Origin of the sequence: Tepidiforma flava (assembly GCF_027594505.1) — a bacterium.
In the GTDB taxonomy this organism is placed as follows: Bacteria; Chloroflexota; Dehalococcoidia; order Tepidiformales; family Tepidiformaceae; genus Tepidiforma; species Tepidiforma flava.
In genome coordinates this window covers 1,768,272-1,785,963 of the sequence record NZ_CP115149.1, presented here as the reverse complement: position 1 = coordinate 1,785,963, position 17,692 = coordinate 1,768,272, and the positions used below count along the sequence as shown (strand labels likewise).

16 protein-coding genes are annotated in these 17,692 nt (G+C 71.8%); 8 read left to right on the top strand and 8 right to left on the bottom strand.

What is annotated here, in order from left to right:
• Both O0235_RS09980 and O0235_RS09975 read left to right on the top strand, forming a co-directional pair.
• Positions 1-1,347 (top strand): TIGR03111 family XrtG-associated glycosyltransferase, encoded by a 1,347-nt coding sequence (locus tag O0235_RS09980; RefSeq protein WP_270055643.1) that lies wholly within the window; start codon positions 1-3, stop codon positions 1,345-1,347.
• A gap of 90 nt (positions 1,348-1,437) precedes the next feature.
• The gene (locus O0235_RS09975; protein WP_270055642.1) at positions 1,438-2,667 is read left to right on the top strand and encodes a CaiB/BaiF CoA transferase family protein; all 1,230 of its coding nucleotides are present in this window, start codon (positions 1,438-1,440) and stop codon (positions 2,665-2,667) included.
• Here O0235_RS09975 and O0235_RS09970 read toward each other — a convergent pair.
• Complete coding sequence (locus tag O0235_RS09970; RefSeq protein ID WP_270055641.1) at positions 2,660-3,370, bottom strand: nucleotidyl transferase family protein; 711 nt, start codon at positions 3,368-3,370, stop codon at positions 2,660-2,662. The two genes, O0235_RS09975 and O0235_RS09970, sit on opposite strands and share 8 nt — an antisense overlap.
• A 19-nt stretch (positions 3,371-3,389) precedes the next feature.
• Entirely contained in the window at positions 3,390-3,587 is a 198-nt protein-coding gene (locus O0235_RS09965) for a hypothetical protein (protein ID WP_270055640.1), read from the bottom strand.
• A gap of 203 nt (positions 3,588-3,790) precedes the next feature.
• On the opposite strand from O0235_RS09965, the gene O0235_RS09960 reads away from it, so the two are divergent.
• Entirely contained in the window at positions 3,791-5,158 is a 1,368-nt protein-coding gene (locus O0235_RS09960) for an ABC1 kinase family protein (protein ID WP_270055639.1), read from the top strand.
• Positions 5,159-5,162: 4 nt separating this feature from the next.
• On the opposite strand, the gene O0235_RS09955 is transcribed toward O0235_RS09960, so the two are convergent.
• Positions 5,163-6,053, bottom strand: a complete 891-nt coding sequence (locus O0235_RS09955; RefSeq protein WP_270055638.1) for a glycosyltransferase family 2 protein — start codon at positions 6,051-6,053, stop codon at positions 5,163-5,165.
• On the bottom strand, positions 6,050-7,150 hold the full coding sequence (locus O0235_RS09950) for a glycosyltransferase family 4 protein (RefSeq protein ID WP_270055637.1): 1,101 nt from the start codon (positions 7,148-7,150) through the stop codon (positions 6,050-6,052). Before O0235_RS09950 ends, O0235_RS09955 begins: the two co-directional genes overlap by 4 nt.
• Positions 7,151-7,190: 40 nt before the next feature.
• Between O0235_RS09950 and O0235_RS09945 the strand changes: the two genes are divergently transcribed.
• Both O0235_RS09945 and rfbB read left to right on the top strand, forming a co-directional pair.
• Positions 7,191-8,249, top strand: coding sequence for a glucose-1-phosphate thymidylyltransferase (locus tag O0235_RS09945; protein WP_270055636.1), 1,059 nt, complete (start codon positions 7,191-7,193; stop codon positions 8,247-8,249).
• Positions 8,246-9,262, top strand: coding sequence for a dTDP-glucose 4,6-dehydratase (gene rfbB, locus O0235_RS09940; protein WP_270055635.1), 1,017 nt, complete (start codon positions 8,246-8,248; stop codon positions 9,260-9,262). Before O0235_RS09945 ends, rfbB begins: the two co-directional genes overlap by 4 nt.
• A 33-nt stretch (positions 9,263-9,295) precedes the next feature.
• Here the strand turns inward: rfbB and O0235_RS09935 are convergent, their stop codons facing one another.
• The 3 genes from O0235_RS09935 to O0235_RS09925 are packed head-to-tail and all read right to left on the bottom strand — an operon-like array spanning position 9,296 to position 12,960.
• Positions 9,296-10,579 (bottom strand): molybdopterin molybdotransferase MoeA, encoded by a 1,284-nt coding sequence (locus O0235_RS09935; protein WP_270055634.1) that lies wholly within the window; start codon positions 10,577-10,579, stop codon positions 9,296-9,298.
• Between the two features lie 37 nt (positions 10,580-10,616).
• The gene (locus O0235_RS09930) at positions 10,617-10,868 is read right to left on the bottom strand and encodes an Lrp/AsnC ligand binding domain-containing protein (protein WP_270055633.1); all 252 of its coding nucleotides are present in this window, start codon (positions 10,866-10,868) and stop codon (positions 10,617-10,619) included.
• A 43-nt stretch (positions 10,869-10,911) separates the two neighbouring features.
• Positions 10,912-12,960 carry a thioredoxin-like domain-containing protein gene (locus O0235_RS09925; protein ID WP_270055632.1) on the bottom strand — a complete coding sequence of 683 codons (2,049 nt, stop codon included), beginning with the start codon at positions 12,958-12,960 and terminating at the stop codon, positions 10,912-10,914.
• Between the two features lie 66 nt (positions 12,961-13,026).
• Here O0235_RS09925 and pheS point away from each other — a divergent pair, with 66 nt between their 5' ends.
• From pheS to O0235_RS09910, 3 genes are read left to right on the top strand one after another with little or no spacing between them, the layout of a single operon-like run.
• Positions 13,027-14,085, top strand: coding sequence for a phenylalanine--tRNA ligase subunit alpha (pheS, locus tag O0235_RS09920; protein ID WP_270055631.1), 1,059 nt, complete (start codon positions 13,027-13,029; stop codon positions 14,083-14,085).
• A gap of 13 nt (positions 14,086-14,098) precedes the next feature.
• On the top strand, positions 14,099-16,516 hold the full coding sequence (gene pheT, locus O0235_RS09915) for a phenylalanine--tRNA ligase subunit beta (RefSeq protein ID WP_270055630.1): 2,418 nt from the start codon (positions 14,099-14,101) through the stop codon (positions 16,514-16,516).
• Positions 16,517-16,543: 27 nt separating this feature from the next.
• Complete coding sequence (locus tag O0235_RS09910) at positions 16,544-17,278, top strand: DUF6081 family protein (RefSeq protein ID WP_270055629.1); 735 nt, start codon at positions 16,544-16,546, stop codon at positions 17,276-17,278.
• A 6-nt stretch (positions 17,279-17,284) separates the two neighbouring features.
• On the opposite strand, the gene O0235_RS09905 is transcribed toward O0235_RS09910, so the two are convergent.
• On the bottom strand, positions 17,285-17,665 hold the full coding sequence (locus tag O0235_RS09905; protein WP_270055628.1) for a limonene-1,2-epoxide hydrolase family protein: 381 nt from the start codon (positions 17,663-17,665) through the stop codon (positions 17,285-17,287).
• Positions 17,666-17,692: the final 27 nt, after the last annotated feature.

Sequence of the window (17,692 nt, the reverse complement as noted above, 5' to 3'; positions counted from 1 at the left end):
ATGACGACCGACTGGTGGCTGCCGGCGCTGGGGTTCTGGGGGGTGTGGCTGTTCGTGCCGATCCTGGTGGACGGGTACCAGGCGTTCAACTACCTCGCGGCGACGATTCTCGGGCGGGCGAAGCGGCTGCCGATCCGGCCGGTGACCGAGGCGCCGCGCGGGAAGTGGCCGCGGGTGACGGTGATCGTGCCGGTGTACAACAGCCAGGAGCAGCTGGGGGCCTGCCTGCAATCGATCAAGCGGCAGAGCTACCCGCACGACCTGATCGAAGTGCTGGCGATCGACAACGGGAGCAAGGACGACTCGTACCGGGTGTTCTGCGAGGAGCAGCAGGCGGACTGGCCGGGGCAGATTCACTGGATGTCGACGTTCCACCAGGGGAAGACGTGGGCGCTGAACGCGGGCATCCACTATGCGCGCGGCGATTACATCATCAACGTGGACTCGGACGTGGTGCTGCACGAGGACGCGGTGGCGAACATGGTGGCGGCGTTCGAGCACGACGAGGACCTGGTCGCGGCGACGGGCGCGGTCGAGATCCGGCCGGAGGCGGGCGACAGGGGGTGGATGCGGCTGCTGCATGAGTGTGAATTCCAGGAGTACTACTTCAGCTTCAACGTGGGGCGGCGGTTCGAGACGATGTCGCGGCGGCTGTTCACGCTGGCGGGGGCGTTCAGCGCGTTCCGCCGGGAGGCGCTGCTGGCGACGCACCTGTACGACGCGAGCACGGTGGGCGAAGACACGTTCATGACGTTCGAGCTGCAGGAGCGGTTCCCGGGGAAGAAGGTGGGGGTGGTGCCGAGCGCGGTGTGCTACACGGACCCGATCCCGAGCCTGAAGGCGCTGTATTCGCAGCGGGTGCGCTGGCAGCGGGGGGAGATCGAGGTGATCGCGGCGCACCCGAAGCTGGCGAACCGGGGGCTGTTCTACAAGGGGTTCGCGCCCGTGCGGACGCTGCTGGTGGACCATACGCTGGCGTTCCCGCGGGTGGCGTGGACGTTCCTCCTGCCGGGGCTGGTGTTCTTCGGCTACTCGTGGTCGACGGTGTTCTGGGCGGGAGTGGCGCTCTACCTGGCGTACCTGGTGATCGAGGCGGCGACCTGGACGACGAGCGCGCTGCTGGTGGTGCACCCGAGCGCGCGGCGGCTCTGGCGCGGCTGGTGGGTGATCCCGTTCATGCCGGCGTACCGGTATCTCCTGTTCTGGATGCGCTTCGCGGGGACGCTGACGGTGATCACCGAGGCGCACCAGTGGCGGACGAAGGACCCGGTGACGGCCACCCGGGAGTACGCGCTGACGGTGGTGAAGGGGAAGGCGGTGCCGGCAGAGCGGGCGAAGGCGGCCTGACCGCCGAACGGGCCGGCGGCGGCGGGGCTTCGACCGGGAGCCGCCGGCGCGGCAGAATCGGGGGATGATGCTGCAAGGGAGCAGACGGTGATGGGCCGGCCGCTGGAGGGCGTGCGGGTGCTGGACCTGACGTGGGTGCTGGCGGGCCCGTTCGGCTCGATGATCCTGTGCGACCTCGGGGCGGAGGTGGTGAAGATCGAGCGGCCGCCGTACGGGGACATTTCGCGGACGACGGGGCCGTACCAGAACGGATGGAGCGGCTACTTCTTCTCGGTGAACCGGGGGAAGCGGAGCCTGGCGATCGACCTGAAGCGGCCGGAGGGGCGGGAGCTGTTCCTGCGGCTGGTGGAGCAGGCGGACGTGGTGATGGAGAACTTTACGCCCGGGACGCTGGAGAAGCTGGGGATCGACTACCCGGTGCTCTCGGCGCGGAATCCGCGGATCATCCTGGCGAGCATCAGCGGGTTCGGGCAGACGGGGCCGTACCGCGACCGGGCGGCGCTGGACATCGTGGTGCAGGCGATGGGCGGCGTGCTCTCGATCACGGGGGAGCCGGGCGGGCCGCCGATCCGGCCGGGGGTGTCGTACGGGGACGTGGTGGCGGGGATGTTCGCGGTCATCGGCATCCTGGCGGCGCTGCGGGAGCGCGACCGGAGCGGGCTCGGGCAGGCGATCGACATCAGCATGCTGGATTGCCAGGTGACGGTGATGGAGAACGCGATCATGCGGTACTTCGTCACCGGGGAGGTGCCGGGGCCGCTGGGGACGCGGCACCCGAGCGCCACGCCGTTCCAGGCGTTCCCGACGGCGGACGGGTGGATCGTCATTGCGCTCGGTTTCGGCGAGGAGAACCAGTGGAACCTGCTCTGCGCAATCCTCGGGGTGCCGGAACTGATTGATGACGAGCGCTTCCTGACGGGGCCGAAGCGGACGAAGAACCATGCGGAGCTGGAACCGCTGCTGGCGGCGGCGTTCCGGCAGCGGACGACGGCAGCGTGGCTCGAGGAGCTGCTGGCGGCGGGCATCCCGGCGGGGCCGGTGAACACGGTGCCGGACGTGGTGGCCGACCCTCAGGTGCAGGCGCGGGGAATGATCCGCGAGGTGAGCCACCCGGTGGCGGGGACGATCCCGATCGCGAACACGCCGGTGCGGATGTCGCGGAGCGAGACGGGCATCGCGGGGCCGCCGCCGGACCTCGGCGGGGATACAGCGGAGGTGCTGGGCGGCTGGCTGGGGCTGGGCGAAGAGGAGGTGCAGGCGCTGGCGGCGCAGGGCGTGCTGGCGCTGGAGAGCGCGCTGGACATCTCGGAAATTACGTGAGGCCGCTGCGGGGCGCGTAGTAGCCGCGCTCCGCGAGGATGGCGCGGACGGAGGGCGGGACGAGGTCGGGCAGGCGGCCGGCAGCGGCGAGGTCGCGGGCGAGCGTGGAGGACATGGCGGCGTGCTCGGCGTCGAGTTCGACGAGGATGACGCGGGCGGCGTAGTTGCGGGCGTTCTGGTGGAGCCACTCGGCGACAGCTTCGAGGGCGTGCGGGCCGCGGTTGGCGGCGATGATGCGGCGGCGTTCGAAGAAGGGGTCGAGCTCGGCGGCCATGTCGGTGTAGTAGCGGGGGTCGAAGAGCCGGACGAGCGTATCGAACCCGACGACGGGCGTGGGGTCGGCGGCGGGGAAGGCGGCTTCGAGGGCCGCGACCTGGTCGATGATGCGGGCGGCGTTGGCGGCGAGGACGGCGACCTCGTGGCCGTCGCGGCGGGCGGCGAGGAGCATTTCGACGCGGGCGGGGAGCGGCGCGCCGGTCACGGCTTTGTCGACGTTGCGGGTGGTGAGGACGGCGGCCGGGAGGGCTGCAGCGGCCTCGGCTGCGCACTGGAGGAGGCGGAGGTGGGCGAGCGTGGGCGGGTTGAAGGCGGCCGGGAGGAATGCGACAGGCCCGGCGAGCGGCTCGGGGCTGTCGAAGCGGCGGGCGAGGGGGTGCGGGGCGGCATCGAGGGCCGCGAGCGCCTCGGCGAGCTGGTCGGTCACAGGACCGATGGTAGCGCGCTCAGGCGGACAGGGGGTGCCGCTCGATGCGCCAGTCGACCTTCCAGAGTTCGTCCGGGCTGAGCCACTCGCTCATGATGCGGCGGCAGTGATGGACGCTGGCGTGGACGTTGTGGGTGACGAGCGTCCATGCCGGGTCGGGGTGGCCGGTCACGGCGTGGAGGCGGCGGGTGCGGGGGTCGTAGAAGATGCCAGCCATAGGTGTGCGCCTCGTACCACAAGTATCGGCTATGCATCGATAGTCTGAATAGATGGAAACCCGGAGATTTTCCCGGATCTTTGCGGCGGGAAGGGCAGCGTGAGCGGGACGGTTGCGGGACGGGCCGCCAGGCCGCGACGCTAGGAAGCGCCAGCGCAGGGCGGTTCGGCCGGGCGCGGGCGGGTGAGGCCCGGTTGGAGAGGATGGAGCAGCGACCCCGCACTTCGGCGATGCGGACGGGGCGGCTGGCGCGGACGGCAGTGCCGGCGCGGCTGGCGGGCGCGGCTGCGCTGCGCTGGCTGGGGACGTTCCGATACCGGGGCGCGCGCCGGGAAGAGAAGCGGAAGGAGGCGGTGCTGCGGACGGCGGAGGACGTGACGCGGGCGATGGGGGAGATGAAGGGCGCGGCGATGAAGGTGGGGCAGGTGCTCTCGATGCTGAGCGGGGTGGTGCCGCCGGAAATGGCGGAGGGGCTGGCGAGCCTGCAGTCGAATGCGCCGCCCATGGCGTACGGGCTGGTGGAGGAGGCGCTGGAGGCGGCGTACGGCCAGCCCGCTTCGCGGGTGTTCCGACGGTTCGAACGCGAGCCGTTCGCGGCAGCGTCCATCGGGCAGGTGCACCGCGCGGAGCTGCGGGACGGCGCGAACGTGGCGGTGAAGGTGCAGTACCCGGGGGTGCGGGAGGCGATCGAGCGGGACCTTGCGAACGTGGCGATCGTGCTGGGGCTGGGCGGGCTGGTGGCGAAGGGGCTCGACATCGAGACGCTGGTGCGCGACCTCGGGGAGGGCATCCGGGGCGAGCTGGATTACCGGCGGGAGGCGGCGTGGCAGCAGCGGTTCTTCGACGCGTTCGAGGGGCACGGGTTCGTTCGGGTGCCGCGGGTCTACCACGAGCTGACGACGGATACGGTGCTCGTGCAGGAGTGGCTGCCCGGGCGGCCGTTCCGCGAGGCGGTGAAGCTGCCGCAGGCGGAGCGAAACCGGCTTGGCGAGATGCTTTACCGGTTCTGCTTCGGGAGCATCTACCGGCACGGGCTGTTCAACGGGGACCCGCACCCGGGGAACTACCTGCTGCTCGAGGACGGGACGGTGGGGTTCGTGGATTACGGCTGCGTGGCGGAGTTCGACGAAGCGGTCATCGAGGGGTTCAAGCGGCTCATCCGGGCGCTGGACCGGGGCGACCGGGAGGGCTGGCGGGCAGCGACGGAGGCGATCGGGATCCTCCTGCCGAATGCGCCGTTCACCACGGACGAGCTGTACGAGCACATGCACTGGTACTGGGCGCCGATCCTCGAGGACGAGGTGGAGTTCACGCCGGAGCTGGCGGCGGAGATGGTGCGGCGGAATACGATGACGACGGGGCTCGGGGGACAGATCAACCGGCACTGCAACGTGCCGGAGGGGATGGTGTTCCTGACGCGGATCAACTTCGGGCTTGCGGGGCTGTTCGCGAGCCTGCGGGCGCGGGGACCGTGGCGGGCGATCGTGCGGGAGTACGTGGACGGGACGCCGCCGAGCACGGAGCTGGGACGGCTTTCGGCGGCGACGACGCGGGAGGGCGCGCCGATTTAGCAAGTCAGGGGGTTTCGCGGCCGAGGAGCCGCGCGCGGCCGGCGCGCAGGGCGTAGGAGACGGCGTGGAGGGCGAAGCGCAGGCCGATGCCGGCCGCAGTGACGGCGTGGAGGAGCGGGTTGCCGCGGAAGTGCTTCCGGTAGTAGCGCCACATGCCGCGGTGGTGCCCGGCCATGGCGCGGTAGACCGCCTTGCGGGAGCTGCCGCCGACGCGGTGGCGGACGGACGCCCCGGGGAAGTATTCGACGCGGAGACCGGCATCGTGGACGCGGCGGCAGAAGTCGACGTCTTCGATGCTGAAGAAGTAGCCGGGGTCGAAGGGGCCGACAGCCTCGAGCGCGCGGCGGTGGATGAGCATGAAGGCGCCGGAGACCCAGTCGACGGGGCGGATGTCGTCGTGGCTCCAGTCGGTCATGAGGTACTGGCGGGACCAGCGGTTGCGGGGGAAGAGCTTCGTGAGGAGGGAGTGGCGGTTGAAGAGGGCGTTCTTGTGCGACGGAAAGGCGCGGGCGGAGGGCTGGATGGAGCCGTCCGGATTGAGGATGCGGCCGCCGAGGACGCCGACGTCCGGGTGGGCCTCGAGGTAGTCGGCGGCTGCGAAGATGCCGTCGTCGAGGAGCTCGGCGTCGGGGTTGAGGAGGCAGACGACGTCGGCGCTCGGCAGGGCTTCGATGCCGCGGTTGACGGCGGCGGCGAAGCCGAGGTTGCGGCGGTGTTCGATGACGGTGACGGCGGGGAAGGCCGCACGGACGGCCTCGATGGTGCCGTCGAACGAGGCATTGTCGACGACGACGGTCGTCGGCAGGAGCGCCGGAGTGCGCGCTTCGAGCGAGCGGAGGGCGGCGAGGGCGAGCTCGCGGCAGCGGAAGGTGACGATGACGACGCCGATGGTCACGGGACGAGCTCGCGGTAGACGGATTCGGTGAGGTCGGCGGCGTTTGCCCAGGAGAAGCGGGCGGCGTGCTGCAGGGACTGGTGGGCGAGGTCGGCGCGGAAGGCGGGGTCGGCGAGGAGGCGGGAAACCGCGGCGGCGATGGCCTCCGGGGCGCGGAGCGGGACGAAGAGGGCGGCGCCGGCGAGGACTTCGGACATGGCCGGGGCGTCGGCGGCGATGACGGGGGTGCCGCAGGCCATCGCTTCGAGCGGCGGGAGCCCGAAGCCCTCGAAGAGCGAGGGGAAGACGAGGGCGACCGCGCCGGTCAGGAGGGCGGGGAGGTCGGCGTCGGGGACGTAGCCGAGCCAGCGGACGGCATCGGCGACGCCGAGGCGTGCGGCCTCGCGCTGGAGCGGGCCGAGGAGCGGGCCGGGGTTTCCGGCGAGCGCGAGGAGGACGCCGGGGTGGCGCTCGCGGATGGCGGGCAGGGCGCGGACGGCATCGACAGCGCGCTTGCCGGGCTCGGCGGTGCCGAGGCAGAGGAGGTAGGGGGCATCGCCGAGGGCGTACTTCGCGCGGGCGGCGGCGACGCGGGCAGGGTCGGCGGCGCGGAGACCGGCGCGCGGCGCCTCGGGGATCACGCGGATGCGCTCGGCCGGGAGGCCGAGGTAGCGGACCGCGTCCTGCGCAACCGCTGAGGAAGGCACGATGACGCGGTCGGCGAAGCGGGCAGTGTGGGCGATGAGGCGGTAGTACCAGCGGCGGGAGGGCGGGTAGCGGCGGGGGATGCGGAAGAAGGTGAGGTCGTGGAAGGTCGTGACGGCAGGAACGGGGAGGCGGCGGGGGGTGTAGAAGTGGAGGCCGTGGAGGAGATGCGCGCCGGAGCCGGCGACGGCGGGGCCGAGGGAGCGAAGCTGCCAGGCGAAGCGGCGGGCCGGGGAGCCGGCCGGGACGGGGCGATGGCAGCAGCCCGGGAGGGGGCGGGGCGCGAAGGCCGTGACCTCGAGCGAGGGGCGCGCGGCGAGCGCGGCGGCGAGTTCGAGCATGTAGACGCCGGCGCCGGCGGGGCGGGCGGGCAGGGCGGAGGCATCGAGGGCCACACGAAGCACGTTCGGCACCGGGCGATCTTAGGGTGATGGCTCCCTATAATCCGCGGGGATGAAGGGGATCGTGCTGGCGGGCGGCAAGGGGAGCCGGCTCCGACCGTTCACGTACTCGGGCGCGAAGCAGCTGGTGCCGATTGCGAACACGCCGGTGCTGCACTTCCCGGTGCGCCAGCTGGCGGAGGCGGGGGTGCGGGAGATCGCCCTGGTGGTGGGCGAGACGGAGGCGCAGGTCCGGGAGGCGATGGGCGACGGGAGCGCCTTCGGCGTGCGGTTCACGTACGTGCGGCAGGAAGCGCCGCTGGGCATCGCGCACGGCGCACTGGTCTGCCGGGAGTTCGTCGGCGACGAGCCGTTCGTGCTCTACCTCGGGGACAACGTGCTGATGGGCGGCATCGCCGGGTTCGTCGAGCGGTTCGCGCGGACCGGGGCCGACGGGGCAGTCATCCTCCGGGAAGTGGCGGACCCGCGCGCGTTCGGCGTCGCGCGGATGGACGGGGAGCGGCTGGCCGAGGTGGTCGAGAAGCCGGCGGAGCCGCCGTCGAACCTCGCGGTGATCGGGGTGTACGCGTTTCGGCCGGTGGTGTTCGATGTCATAGCCGGTCAGCGGCCGAGCGCGCGGGGAGAACTCGAAATTGCGGATGCGATCAACGGGCTTTTGGCGCGCGGGTGCCGGGTGGAGGTGGAGGTGACGCCGCGGGAGTGGATCGACACGGGGAAGATGGAGGACATCCTCGCGGCGAACCGGCTGCTGCTGGGCACGGTGGAGCGGCAGATTGCCCCGGGCGCCGCCGTGACCGGGAGCCGGGTGGAGGGCGCGGTGGTCATCGAAGCGGGGGCGCGGGTCGAGCGGAGCGAGCTCATCGGGCCGGCCGTCATCGGGGCCGGGGCGGAGATTGTCGAGAGCAGGGTGGGGCCGTACGCGGCCATCGGCGAACGGACGCGGGTGGTGCGGAGCCGGGTGGAGGACGCAATCGTGATGAGCGACAGCGAGGTGGAGGACTGCCCGGGGGTGGCGCATTCGATGCTGGGGCGGCACGTGCGGGTGGCGGGGGCGCCCGCCGGCGCGCGGCTGACGCTGGGAGACCATTCGCGGGTGGAGCGGGACGGGTGAGGGCGCTGGTCACCGGCGGGTGCGGGTTCATCGGGAGCCATGTCGTGCGGGGGCTGCTGGCGGACGGCTGGGAGGTGACGAACCTCGACAAGCTCACGTACGCAGCGAACCCGGCGAACCTGGCCGAGGCGGAGGGCCACCCGCGCTACCGGTTCGTGCAGGGGGATATCTGCGACCTGGCGCTGGTGCGGGAGCTGATGGACGGGGCGGACCTCGTGCTGAACTTCGCGGCGGAGACGCACGTGGACCGGTCGCTGCTGGAGCCGGGGGTGTTCGTGCGGACGGACGTGGAGGGGGTGGTGACGCTGCTGGAGGCGGCGCGGGCGCGGCCGGGGACGGCGCTGGTGCACATGTCGACCGACGAGGTGTTCGGGAGCATCCCGGCGCCGGGCGAGGCTGCCGAGGACGCGCCGTTCGCGCCGAGTTCGCCGTACGCGGCGAGCAAGGCGGCTGCGGAGCTGATGGTGCGGGCGTATGCGGAGACGTACGGGATGGCGGTGACGGTGCTGCGGTGCTGCAACGTCTATGGGCCGAACCAGCACGTGGAGAAGTTCATCCCGCTGTTCACGATGCGGGCGCTGGCGGGCGAGCCGATGCCGCTCTACGGGGACGGCATGCAGGAGCGGGAGTGGCTCTACGCGGGGGACTTCGTGGAGGCGCTGCGGGTGGTGCTTCGGGAGCTGCCGGCGGAGCCGGGGGTGCACGCGGTGCACATCGGGAGCGGCGAGCGGGTGCGGAACCGGGAGACGGCGGAGCTGATCTGCGAGCTGCTGGAACGGCCGCGCGAGCTGATCACGCCGGTGGCGGACCGCCCGGGCCACGACCGGCGGTATGCGCTCGACAGCTCGCGGCTGCGGGCGCGCGGGTGGCGGCCGCGGGTGCCGTTCCGGGAGGGTCTGGCAGCGACGGTGGCGTGGTACCGGGACCACGGCGCGGCCTGGGCGCAGACGGCGAGCGGGGAGTTCGCGCGGTACTTCGAGCGGCAGTACGGGGAGCGGCTGGCGCGGCGGTAGGTCCGGACAGCCGGGGATTGCCGCGCACCGCCGCTAGGGGGCGTGCTCCCAGTCGAGCATGATGCATTCGATTTCGTCGCCGGGGTTGGCGGCGGGGACGTCCTCGGGGATGACGGCGAGGGCGTTGGCGGCGCTCATCGAGGTGAGCATGCCGGAGCCCTGCGGGCCGGTGAGGTCGGCGTACCAGCGGCCGTCATCACCGCGGGAGACGATGCAGCGGGCGTAGAAGCGGCGGCCGTCGGGGTTCTTCACGTATTCGCGGGCGATGGCGCGGATGGTCGGGCGCTCCCAGTCGGCCCGGCCGAGCATGGTGAAGATGGCGGGGCGGCCGAACAGCTCGAACGAGACCATTGAGCTGACCGGGTTGCCGGGGAGGCCGAGATGCGGGACGCTGCGGCCGTCCGGGGCGGTGAAGGCGCCGAAGGCGAGCGGCTTGCCGGGGCGCATGCGGACGGTCCAGAAGTCGATGTTGCCTTCGCGGGCGAGGACGTCTTTGACGACGTCGAAGTCGCCGCGGGAGACGCCGGCCGAGGTGACGAGCATGTCGGCGTCGAGGCCCTGGCGGATTTTGGCGGTCAGGTCTTCGACGGTGTCGCGGGCGATGCCGAGGATGCGGGGGATGCCGCCGTACTTCCGGACGAGGGCGGCGATGCTGTAGGCGTTGGCGTCGTAGATGCGGCCGGGCTTGAGCGGTTCGCCGGGCGGGGTGATTTCGTCGCCGGTGGAGAGGATGGCGACGACGGGCCGGCGGATGACGGTGACGTGGGTGAGGCCGATAGAGGCGAGCACGCCGACTTCCGAGGGGCGGATGACGCGGCCGGCGGGGATGACGGCGGTGCCGCTGCGGACGTCTTCGCCGCGGCAGCGGATGTTGGCGCCGGGGCTGGCGGCTTTGAGGACGCCGACGAGGCCGGGTTTGCGGGCTGCCTCGTTGATGCCGCGAAGGGCTTCGTCGGTTTCTTCGAAGGGGACGATGGCGTCGGCGCCGGGAGGGATGGGCGCGCCGGTCATGATGCGGACGGCTTCGCCGGGGCCCACGGGGGTTTCGAGGACGTAGCCCGCGGCGAGGTCGGCGATGACGCGGAGCTCGACGGGGGAGGCTTCGCTGGCGCCGGCGGTATCGGCGGCGCGGACGGCGTAGCCGTCCATGGCGGTGTTATCGAGCGGGGGGATATCGAAGGGCGCGACGACATCCTCGGCGAGGACCTGGCCGAGGGCATCGAGGAGGGGTTTCCGTTCGGGTTCGAGGCGGGAGAAGTAGCTGAGGATGCGCTCGCGCGCTTCTTCGACGGGGATCATGCTGGTGACGGGGAGCATGGCCCAAGTGTAGCGAAGCGGCGCGAGCGCCGGGGCTTCAGGCGAGGCGCACGGCGAGGCAGGTGGTGGTGCGCTGGACGCCGTTCACCTTCTGGATGGCTTCGGTGATGGCGTTGCCGAGGGAGTCGAGGTCGTCGGCTTCGACCTGGGCGATGACGTCGAAGGGGCCGGTGACGGTGTCGACGTTGACGAGGCGGGCGCCGGGGTAGTTGAAGCCCTGGATGGCGGCGCTGACGGACTTGGCCTTGCCGACTTCGGTTTCGATGAGGATGTAGCCGCGGACGGCCATGGGCAGTCTCCTCCGGGAGGGATGCGGGGATGATACGCGATGGTCAGCGCTCGGGGAGCGGGAGGCTGAGGCGGGGTTCTGCAGCGGCGGCGCCGGGTTCGATGCGGACGGGGAGGCGGAATTCGATGCGGGCGATGAAGCAGAGGGCTTCCTGGCCCTCGCGGCAGTAGTAGGCGGAGAGGGCGGCGGTGAGGACGGCTTCGCCGGGGCGGAGGATGACCGGGACGGGGAAGGCGACGGCCGGCTCGTCGGATTGCCACTGGAGGCGGTGTTCGCCGAGTTCGAGGACGGCGGGGTTGCTGGACGCGAGCTCGAGCGTCGAGCGGCCGAGGGCGTTGAGGTGGTAGCCGGGCGGGGCGGCGACCTCGATGCGGAGGTTGGCAGCGCCGGGGGCGACGGTTTGGGCGGGGAGGTCGCGCGTTTCGAGAGCGCCGGCGGCGGGCGGCCGGAGGAGGGCGATGTTCGTGAGCGTGAGGGTGGCGACCTGGCCGGTTGCAGGGTCGAAGGTGCGGATGAGGTGGTTGGCGGTGTCGGCGATGTAGAGGAGGCCGTCGGCGAAGGCGAGGCCGGAGGGTTCGGCGAAGCGGGCCTCGCCGGCGACGCCGTCGGTCCAGCCGCGGGTGGAGCCGGCGGCGGTGCCGAGCTGGCGCGTGCGCGGGTCGAGGATGCGGATGCGATGGTTGTAGGTGTCGGCGATGTAGAGGAGGCCATCGGCGAGGGCGATGCCCTGGGCGTGCTGCAGCTGGCCCTGGCGGCCGATGCCGTCGCGGTCGCCGTAGTCGAAGAGGCCGGTGCCGACGAGGGTCGTCACCTCGCCGTCGCCGTCGAGGGGGACGGTGCGGACGGAGGAGCTTTCGGGGTCGACCCCGTAGAGGCTGGCGCTGTCGGCGGTGATGCCGGAGGGCTGAGCGAGGGTCGCCATTTCGCGCCGGGGGCCGTCGTCGATGCCTTCGCGGGAGGTGCCGGCGAAGACCTCGATGGTTCCGGCGCGCAGGTCGAGCACCCAGAGCTGGTGCACGCCCGCCATGGTGACGAAGAGGCGGGAACCGGCTTCGACGAGGCCCCAGGGGGAGGCGAGGTCGGTGGCGCGGGCGGGCTGGGGGCCGATGGGCAGGCGGGTGAGCTGGCGGCCGGTGCCGGCGATGGTGCGGGTTTCGCCGCTGGCGAGGTCGATGGCGCGGACGGCGTGGTTGCGGGTGTCGGCGACGTAGAGGGTGGCGCGGTCGGCGGAGAGGGCGAGGCCCTGGGGGTCGCGGAAGGCGGCTTCGCCGGGGGCGCCGTCGGCGAAGCCGGGCTGGCCGGTGCCGAAGACGCGGAGGACTTCGCCGCTGCGGGAGGTTTCGACGATGCGGTGGTTGCCGGCATCGGCGATGTAGAGGCGGTCGAGGCCGGGCGCGGCGGCGACGGCGGAGGGGTAGGCGAGGGCGGCGGCGGCGGCCGGCGCGCCGGGCGCGAGGACGGGCAGCGGGTCGTCGCGGAGGAGGCCGCGTTCGCCGAATTCGGCGGCGAGCGCGGTGAGGATGGGCTGGAAGAGGGGGTAGACGCCTTCGCCTTCGTGGTAGCCGACGAGGTTGCCGGCGGGGTCGATGAGGATGAGGGTGGGCCAGGCGCGGGCGCCGTAGGTAGTCCAGGTGCGGAAGTCGGCGTCGTTGATGACGGGGTGGGTGATACCGAGGCGGCGGATGGCCTCGAGGATGGTCTCGTCTTCGTGTTCTTCGGCGTATTTGCCGGAGTGGACGCCGATGACGACGAGGCGGTTGCCGAACTCGGCTTCGAGGCGGAGGAGGTCGGGGACGATGTGCTGGCAGTTGATGCAGCCGGCGGTCCAGAAGTCGAGGAGGACGATGCGGCCGCGGAGGTCCTCGAGGGTGAGGGGGCGCTGGACGTTGAACCAGGTGAGGCCGGGCGGGAAGGGGGGCGCCGGTTCGGAGCCGGCCCAGGATTTGCGGGCAGGCTGGTCAGCCACGTTCGACTCCCGGGTGAGCGGCGGTTCGCTGCGGCCGCCGGAGCAGGCTGCCGCAAAGAGCAGCAGGAACGGCAGGAGCAGGAGCCATGGGGGGATGATACGGGGTGGCGCGGCCGGCCGGGGCACGGGGCGATTGTAGGGGCCGGCAGGGGCACGGACGGTAAGGCGGCGGCTCCCTATACTTGGAGGCCCATGACGACCGAAACGGGGAGCCTCGCAGGCCTCGAAGCGGAGGCGCTGGCGGCGCTGGAGGCAGCGGCCGACGACGCGGCGCTGGACCGCTGGCGGGCCGAGTGGCTGGGCCGCCAGGACGGGCGCGTGACGGTGCTGCTGCGGGGCATCCGCGAGGTGGCGCCGGATGAGCGGGCCGCGTACGGCGCGGCGGTGAACGCGCTGAAGCAGGCGCTCGAGGCGCGGCTGGAGGCGCGGCGGCAGGCGCTGAAGCGGGCGGAGCTGGAGCGGCTGGCGCGCGAGGGCGCGATCGACGTGACGCTGCCGGGGCGGCCGCAGCCGCTGGGCCGGCTGCACCCGATCACGCGGACGCTGCGGGACTGCCTCGATGCGTTCCGGGCGATGGGGTTCCGGGTGGCGGAAGGGCCGGAGGTGGAGTGGGACCGGTACAACTTCGACGCGGCGCGCATCCCGGAGGACCACCCGGCCCGCGATATGTGGGACACCATCTGGGTGAACACGCTCATCGACGGGAAGCGGCGGATGCTGCTGCGGACACACACGACGCCGAACCAGATCCGGGTGATGGAGCGGACGCCGCAGCCGCCGGTGCGGGTGGTGGTGCCCGGGAAGTGCTACCGGCAGGAGGCGACAGACGCGACCCACGAGTGGATGCTGACCCAGATCGAGGGGCTGGCGGTGGACGAGGGCGTGCGGATGAGCGACCTGAAGGGAGTGCTCTACGAGTGGGCGCGGGCGATGTTCGGGACGGACCGGCGGATTATCTTCCACCATTCGTACTTCCCGTTCGTCGAGCCGGGGGTGGAGATGGCGATCGACTGCTTCATCTGCCGGGGGGACGGGCGGCAGTGCCACACCTGCCACGGGACGGGCTGGATCGAAATCCTCGGCGCGGGGATGGTGCACCCGGAGATCATCGACAACGCGGGGTATGACGCATCGCGGGTGACGGGGTTCGCCTTCGGCATCGGCGTGGAGCGGGTGGCGATGCTGCGCTGGGGGATCGAGGACATCCGGCACTTCTACAGCAACGACCTGCGGTTCCTGGGCCAGTTCTGAGCGAGGTGAGGGGATGAAGATTTCGCTGAACTGGCTGCGGGAGTACGTGGACGTGCGGCTGCCGATCGACGAGCTGGCGCGGCGCGTCACCGACGCGGTGGCGGAGGTGGAGGGGTGGCGCGTCATCGGCGAGATGTGGGACCCGGCGCTGGTGCGGGTGGCGAAGGTGGTGGCGGTCGACCCGCACCCGAACGCGGACCGGCTGCGGCTGGCGACGGTGGACACCGGCGAACGGACGGTGCAGGTCGTCTGCGGGGCGCCGAACCTGGCGGTGGGGCAGACGGTGGCGTTCGCGAGCGAGGGGGCGCGGCTGTTCGACGGGCACACGGGCGAGCCGACGACGTTGAAGCTGCGGCCGATCCGCGGGGTGGAGTCGGCCGGCATGGTGCTGAGCGAGCGGGAGCTGGGGCTGAGCGACGAACACGAGGGCATCCTCGTCCTGCCGGAGGGGACGCCGGTCGGCGTGCCGCTGGCGGACGTGCTCGGCGACGTGATTCTCGAGGTTTCGACGTGGGCGAACCGGGCGGACCTGCTGGGGATGGTCGGCTTCGCGCGGGAGGTGGCGGCGTTGACGGGCGGGGTGCTGCGGGAGCCATCGCGGGAGTTCACGGCGAGCGGGCCGGCGGTCGACGGGCTCGTTTCGGTGAGCATCGAGGCGCCGGACCTGTGCCGGCGGTTCACCGCGTCGGTCATCGAGGGGATCACGGTCGGCCCGTCGCCGGCGTGGATGCAGGAGCGGCTGCGGAAGGCGGGGATGCGGCCGATCAACAACGTCGTGGATATCACGAATTATGTCATGCTCGAGACGGGGCAGCCGCTGCACGCGTTCGACTACGACCTCGTGCGGGGGAAGCGGATCGTGGCGCGGCGGGCGAGGCCCGGGGAGCGGCTGGTGACGCTCGACGGGGTGGAGCGGGAGTTCGACGGGGAGATGCTGCTCATCTGCGACGGCGAGGGGCCGGTCGGCGTGGCGGGCGTGATGGGGGGCGGCAACAGCGAAGTGAACGAGGGGACGACGCGGGTGCTGCTGGAGGTGGCGAACTTCCGGGCGGGCTCGATTCGGCGGACCTCGACGCTGCTGAAGCTGCGGACGGAGGCGTCGCTGCGGTTCGAAAAGGGGCTGGGACCGGAGATGGCGATGTACGCGCAGCAGCGGGCGCTGCACCTGTTCGAGACGGTGTGCGGCGGGCGGATCGCGTCGGGCATCGTGGACGTCTACCCCGGGAAGGAGCCGCCACGGACGATCGTGCTGGAGGCGGCGCGGATTGCGCAGGTGCTGGGCATCGACGTGCCGGTGGAGGACGTGCGGCGGATCCTGGGGGACCTCGGGTTCCTGGTGCACCACGTGCCGCCGGCGAAGTACAGCGTGCAGGTGCCCTCGTGGCGGCCGGACGTGGAGATCCCGGACGACCTCGTGGAAGAGATCGGGCGCATCTACGGCTACGACCGGCTGCCGGCGACGATGCTGCGGGGCACGCTGCCTGCGCCGGAAGCGAACCCGGTGATGAGCCTGCGGGAGCGGCTGCGGGACCTCGCGGTGGCGCTCGGCTTCCAGGAAGTGATCAACTACACGCTCACGACGCGGGAGAAGCTGGCGCTGGTGACGGACCCGCTGGACACGGTCCGGCGGAATCCGCTGGGGGTGGTGAACCCGGTAGCGGCCCAGCACGCCTACCTGCGGACGAGCCTGCGGGCGTCGGTGCTGGAATCGTACGCGGCGAACCGGCGGCAGGCGGAAGGGCCGCTGCGGCTGTTCGAGATCGGTTTCGAATACCTGCCGGTGGAGGGCGACCTGCCGATCGAGCGGCCGGTGCTGTGCGCCGTGCTGGGGGGCAGCCGGGAGGGGCGGTGGCACGTGGGCGGCGGCGACGCGCTGGACTTCTTCGATGCGAAGGGCGCCGTGGAGGCAATGCTGGGGGCGCTGGGCGTCCGGGGGACGTTCACCGCGGCGGAGGAGCACGGGCTTTTGCCGGGCCACACGGCGAAGTTCGGGGTCGGGAGCGAGATGGCGGGCATCGTGGGGCAGGTGCACCCGGAGACGGCGGCGGCGTTCGACATCGAGGAGCCGGTGTTCCTGTTCGAGGTGTGGGTGGAGGACCTGGTGCGGCACCTGCCGGAGCGGCCGCCGTACCAGGCGCTCTCGCGGTACCCGGCGGTGCGGATGGACCTCGCGGTCGTGGTGGATGCCTCGGTGCCGGCCGGCGCGGTGCTCGAGCTGGCGCGCTCGCACCGGAGCCAGGGCGTGACGACGCGGGCGGAGCTGTTCGACGAGTACCGCGGGCCGGGCGTGCCGGAGGGGAAGAAGTCGCTGGCGCTGCGGCTGTGGTTCCGGGCGGATGACCGGACGCTGACGGATGAGGAGGCGCTGAAGGTGCGGCAGGGACTGCTGGCGCGGCTCGGGCGCGAGTTCGGCGCGGAGCTGCGCGGCTGAGGCCGCCGGCGCGAAAGGAGCCGCAGGATGGCGGAGCGCATCATCGGGGAGTTCCACCGGATCCTGGAGCCGGATTCGGCGTGGGAGATCGGAAGCTTCGCGCTGCCGGACGGGTCGCGCTGGGAGTACCGCGAGCCGAACGCGGTGGTGCTGGTGCGGAACGGCTGGCTGCAGGTCGCGGCGGTGCCGTACACGCGGAAGCACGACCGGGTGCAGATTCTCGACAACGCGAAGCACATGTATTTTTCGAAGGAGCGGTTCCTCGTGCCGGAGGGCGGGCGGATCACGTTCGAGATCCAGGTGGCGGCGCGGACCATCGGGACGCGACCAGGCGACCTCTACGACGGCTACGTGTCGTGGAACCTGCTGGATTTGGAGACCGGGTGGGCGTTCGACTTCTTCACGGGCGGCGACACGGTGGCGACGGTGTACGGGCGGCTGCCGTTCCCGGGGGCGCGGCTGCCGGAGACGGGGGAGGCGCGGGCGTTCTGCATTTTCCATGAGCTGCGCGACCTGCCGACCGCGCAGGGGCAGGTGCATGCCTACCGGATCACGTACGACCAGGGGGCTGGGACGGTGGAGTTCGAAGCGGACGGCCGGGTGGTGGACCGGTACGAGCGGGTGCCGGACCGGATTAGCGGCTTCACGGCGGCGCTAGGGCTGATGTCGGAGATCGACATCGAAGACGGGCGCTCGGTGAGCTGCCACGGGCAGGGGGTCATCGGGCGGTGGAGCCCGATGCGGGTGGTCACGGAGCCGTAGGGCCGGTCAGCTGCCGGCGAGGGCTTTGAGCCAGGTGTTCATATCGAAGTAGTCGCGCCACGCGCGGATGCGGTCGCCCCGGACTTCGAACGAGCCGGCGACGGGGAGTTCGACGATGCGTTCGCCGACGGCGAAGCGGTCGATGCGCTCGTTCATGACGAGGTTGCCGTCGGCGACCTGGCGGATGATCTCCCAGCCGGCGGGCCTGACCTGGGCGAGGAAGCCCTGGAAGACGGCGGCGATGGCCTGGGGGCCGGCGACGGGGGCGGCGGGGATGTTGTGGTAGACGGCGTCTTCGGTGAAGTAGGAGGCGAGGCGGGCGGGGTCGGGGTTCGGGTTTTGCCATTCGGCAATGAAGGCGGTGACGACTTCGGCCGGGGTGCGCATCGGGGCCTCCCTTGGGGCAGGTGCTGT

What these genes read in the sequence shown, in the direction of transcription:
- pheT (WP_270055630.1), top strand. Translation starts at nt 14,099, where the DNA reads ATGAAGATTTCGCTGAACTGGCTGCGGGAGTACGTGGACGTGCGGCTG.
- O0235_RS09945 (WP_270055636.1), top strand. Translation starts at nt 7,191, where the DNA reads ATGAAGGGGATCGTGCTGGCGGGCGGCAAGGGGAGCCGGCTCCGACCG.
- O0235_RS09975 (WP_270055642.1), top strand. Translation starts at nt 1,438, where the DNA reads ATGGGCCGGCCGCTGGAGGGCGTGCGGGTGCTGGACCTGACGTGGGTG.
- O0235_RS09965 (WP_270055640.1), bottom strand. Translation starts at nt 3,587, where the DNA reads ATGGCTGGCATCTTCTACGACCCCCGCACCCGCCGCCTCCACGCCGTG.
- O0235_RS09980 (WP_270055643.1), top strand. Translation starts at nt 1, where the DNA reads ATGACGACCGACTGGTGGCTGCCGGCGCTGGGGTTCTGGGGGGTGTGG.
- pheS (WP_270055631.1), top strand. Translation starts at nt 13,027, where the DNA reads ATGACGACCGAAACGGGGAGCCTCGCAGGCCTCGAAGCGGAGGCGCTG.
- O0235_RS09905 (WP_270055628.1), bottom strand. Translation starts at nt 17,665, where the DNA reads ATGCGCACCCCGGCCGAAGTCGTCACCGCCTTCATTGCCGAATGGCAA.
- O0235_RS09960 (WP_270055639.1), top strand. Translation starts at nt 3,791, where the DNA reads ATGGAGCAGCGACCCCGCACTTCGGCGATGCGGACGGGGCGGCTGGCG.
- O0235_RS09935 (WP_270055634.1), bottom strand. Translation starts at nt 10,579, where the DNA reads ATGCTCCCCGTCACCAGCATGATCCCCGTCGAAGAAGCGCGCGAGCGC.
- O0235_RS09910 (WP_270055629.1), top strand. Translation starts at nt 16,544, where the DNA reads ATGGCGGAGCGCATCATCGGGGAGTTCCACCGGATCCTGGAGCCGGAT.
- O0235_RS09930 (WP_270055633.1), bottom strand. Translation starts at nt 10,868, where the DNA reads ATGGCCGTCCGCGGCTACATCCTCATCGAAACCGAAGTCGGCAAGGCC.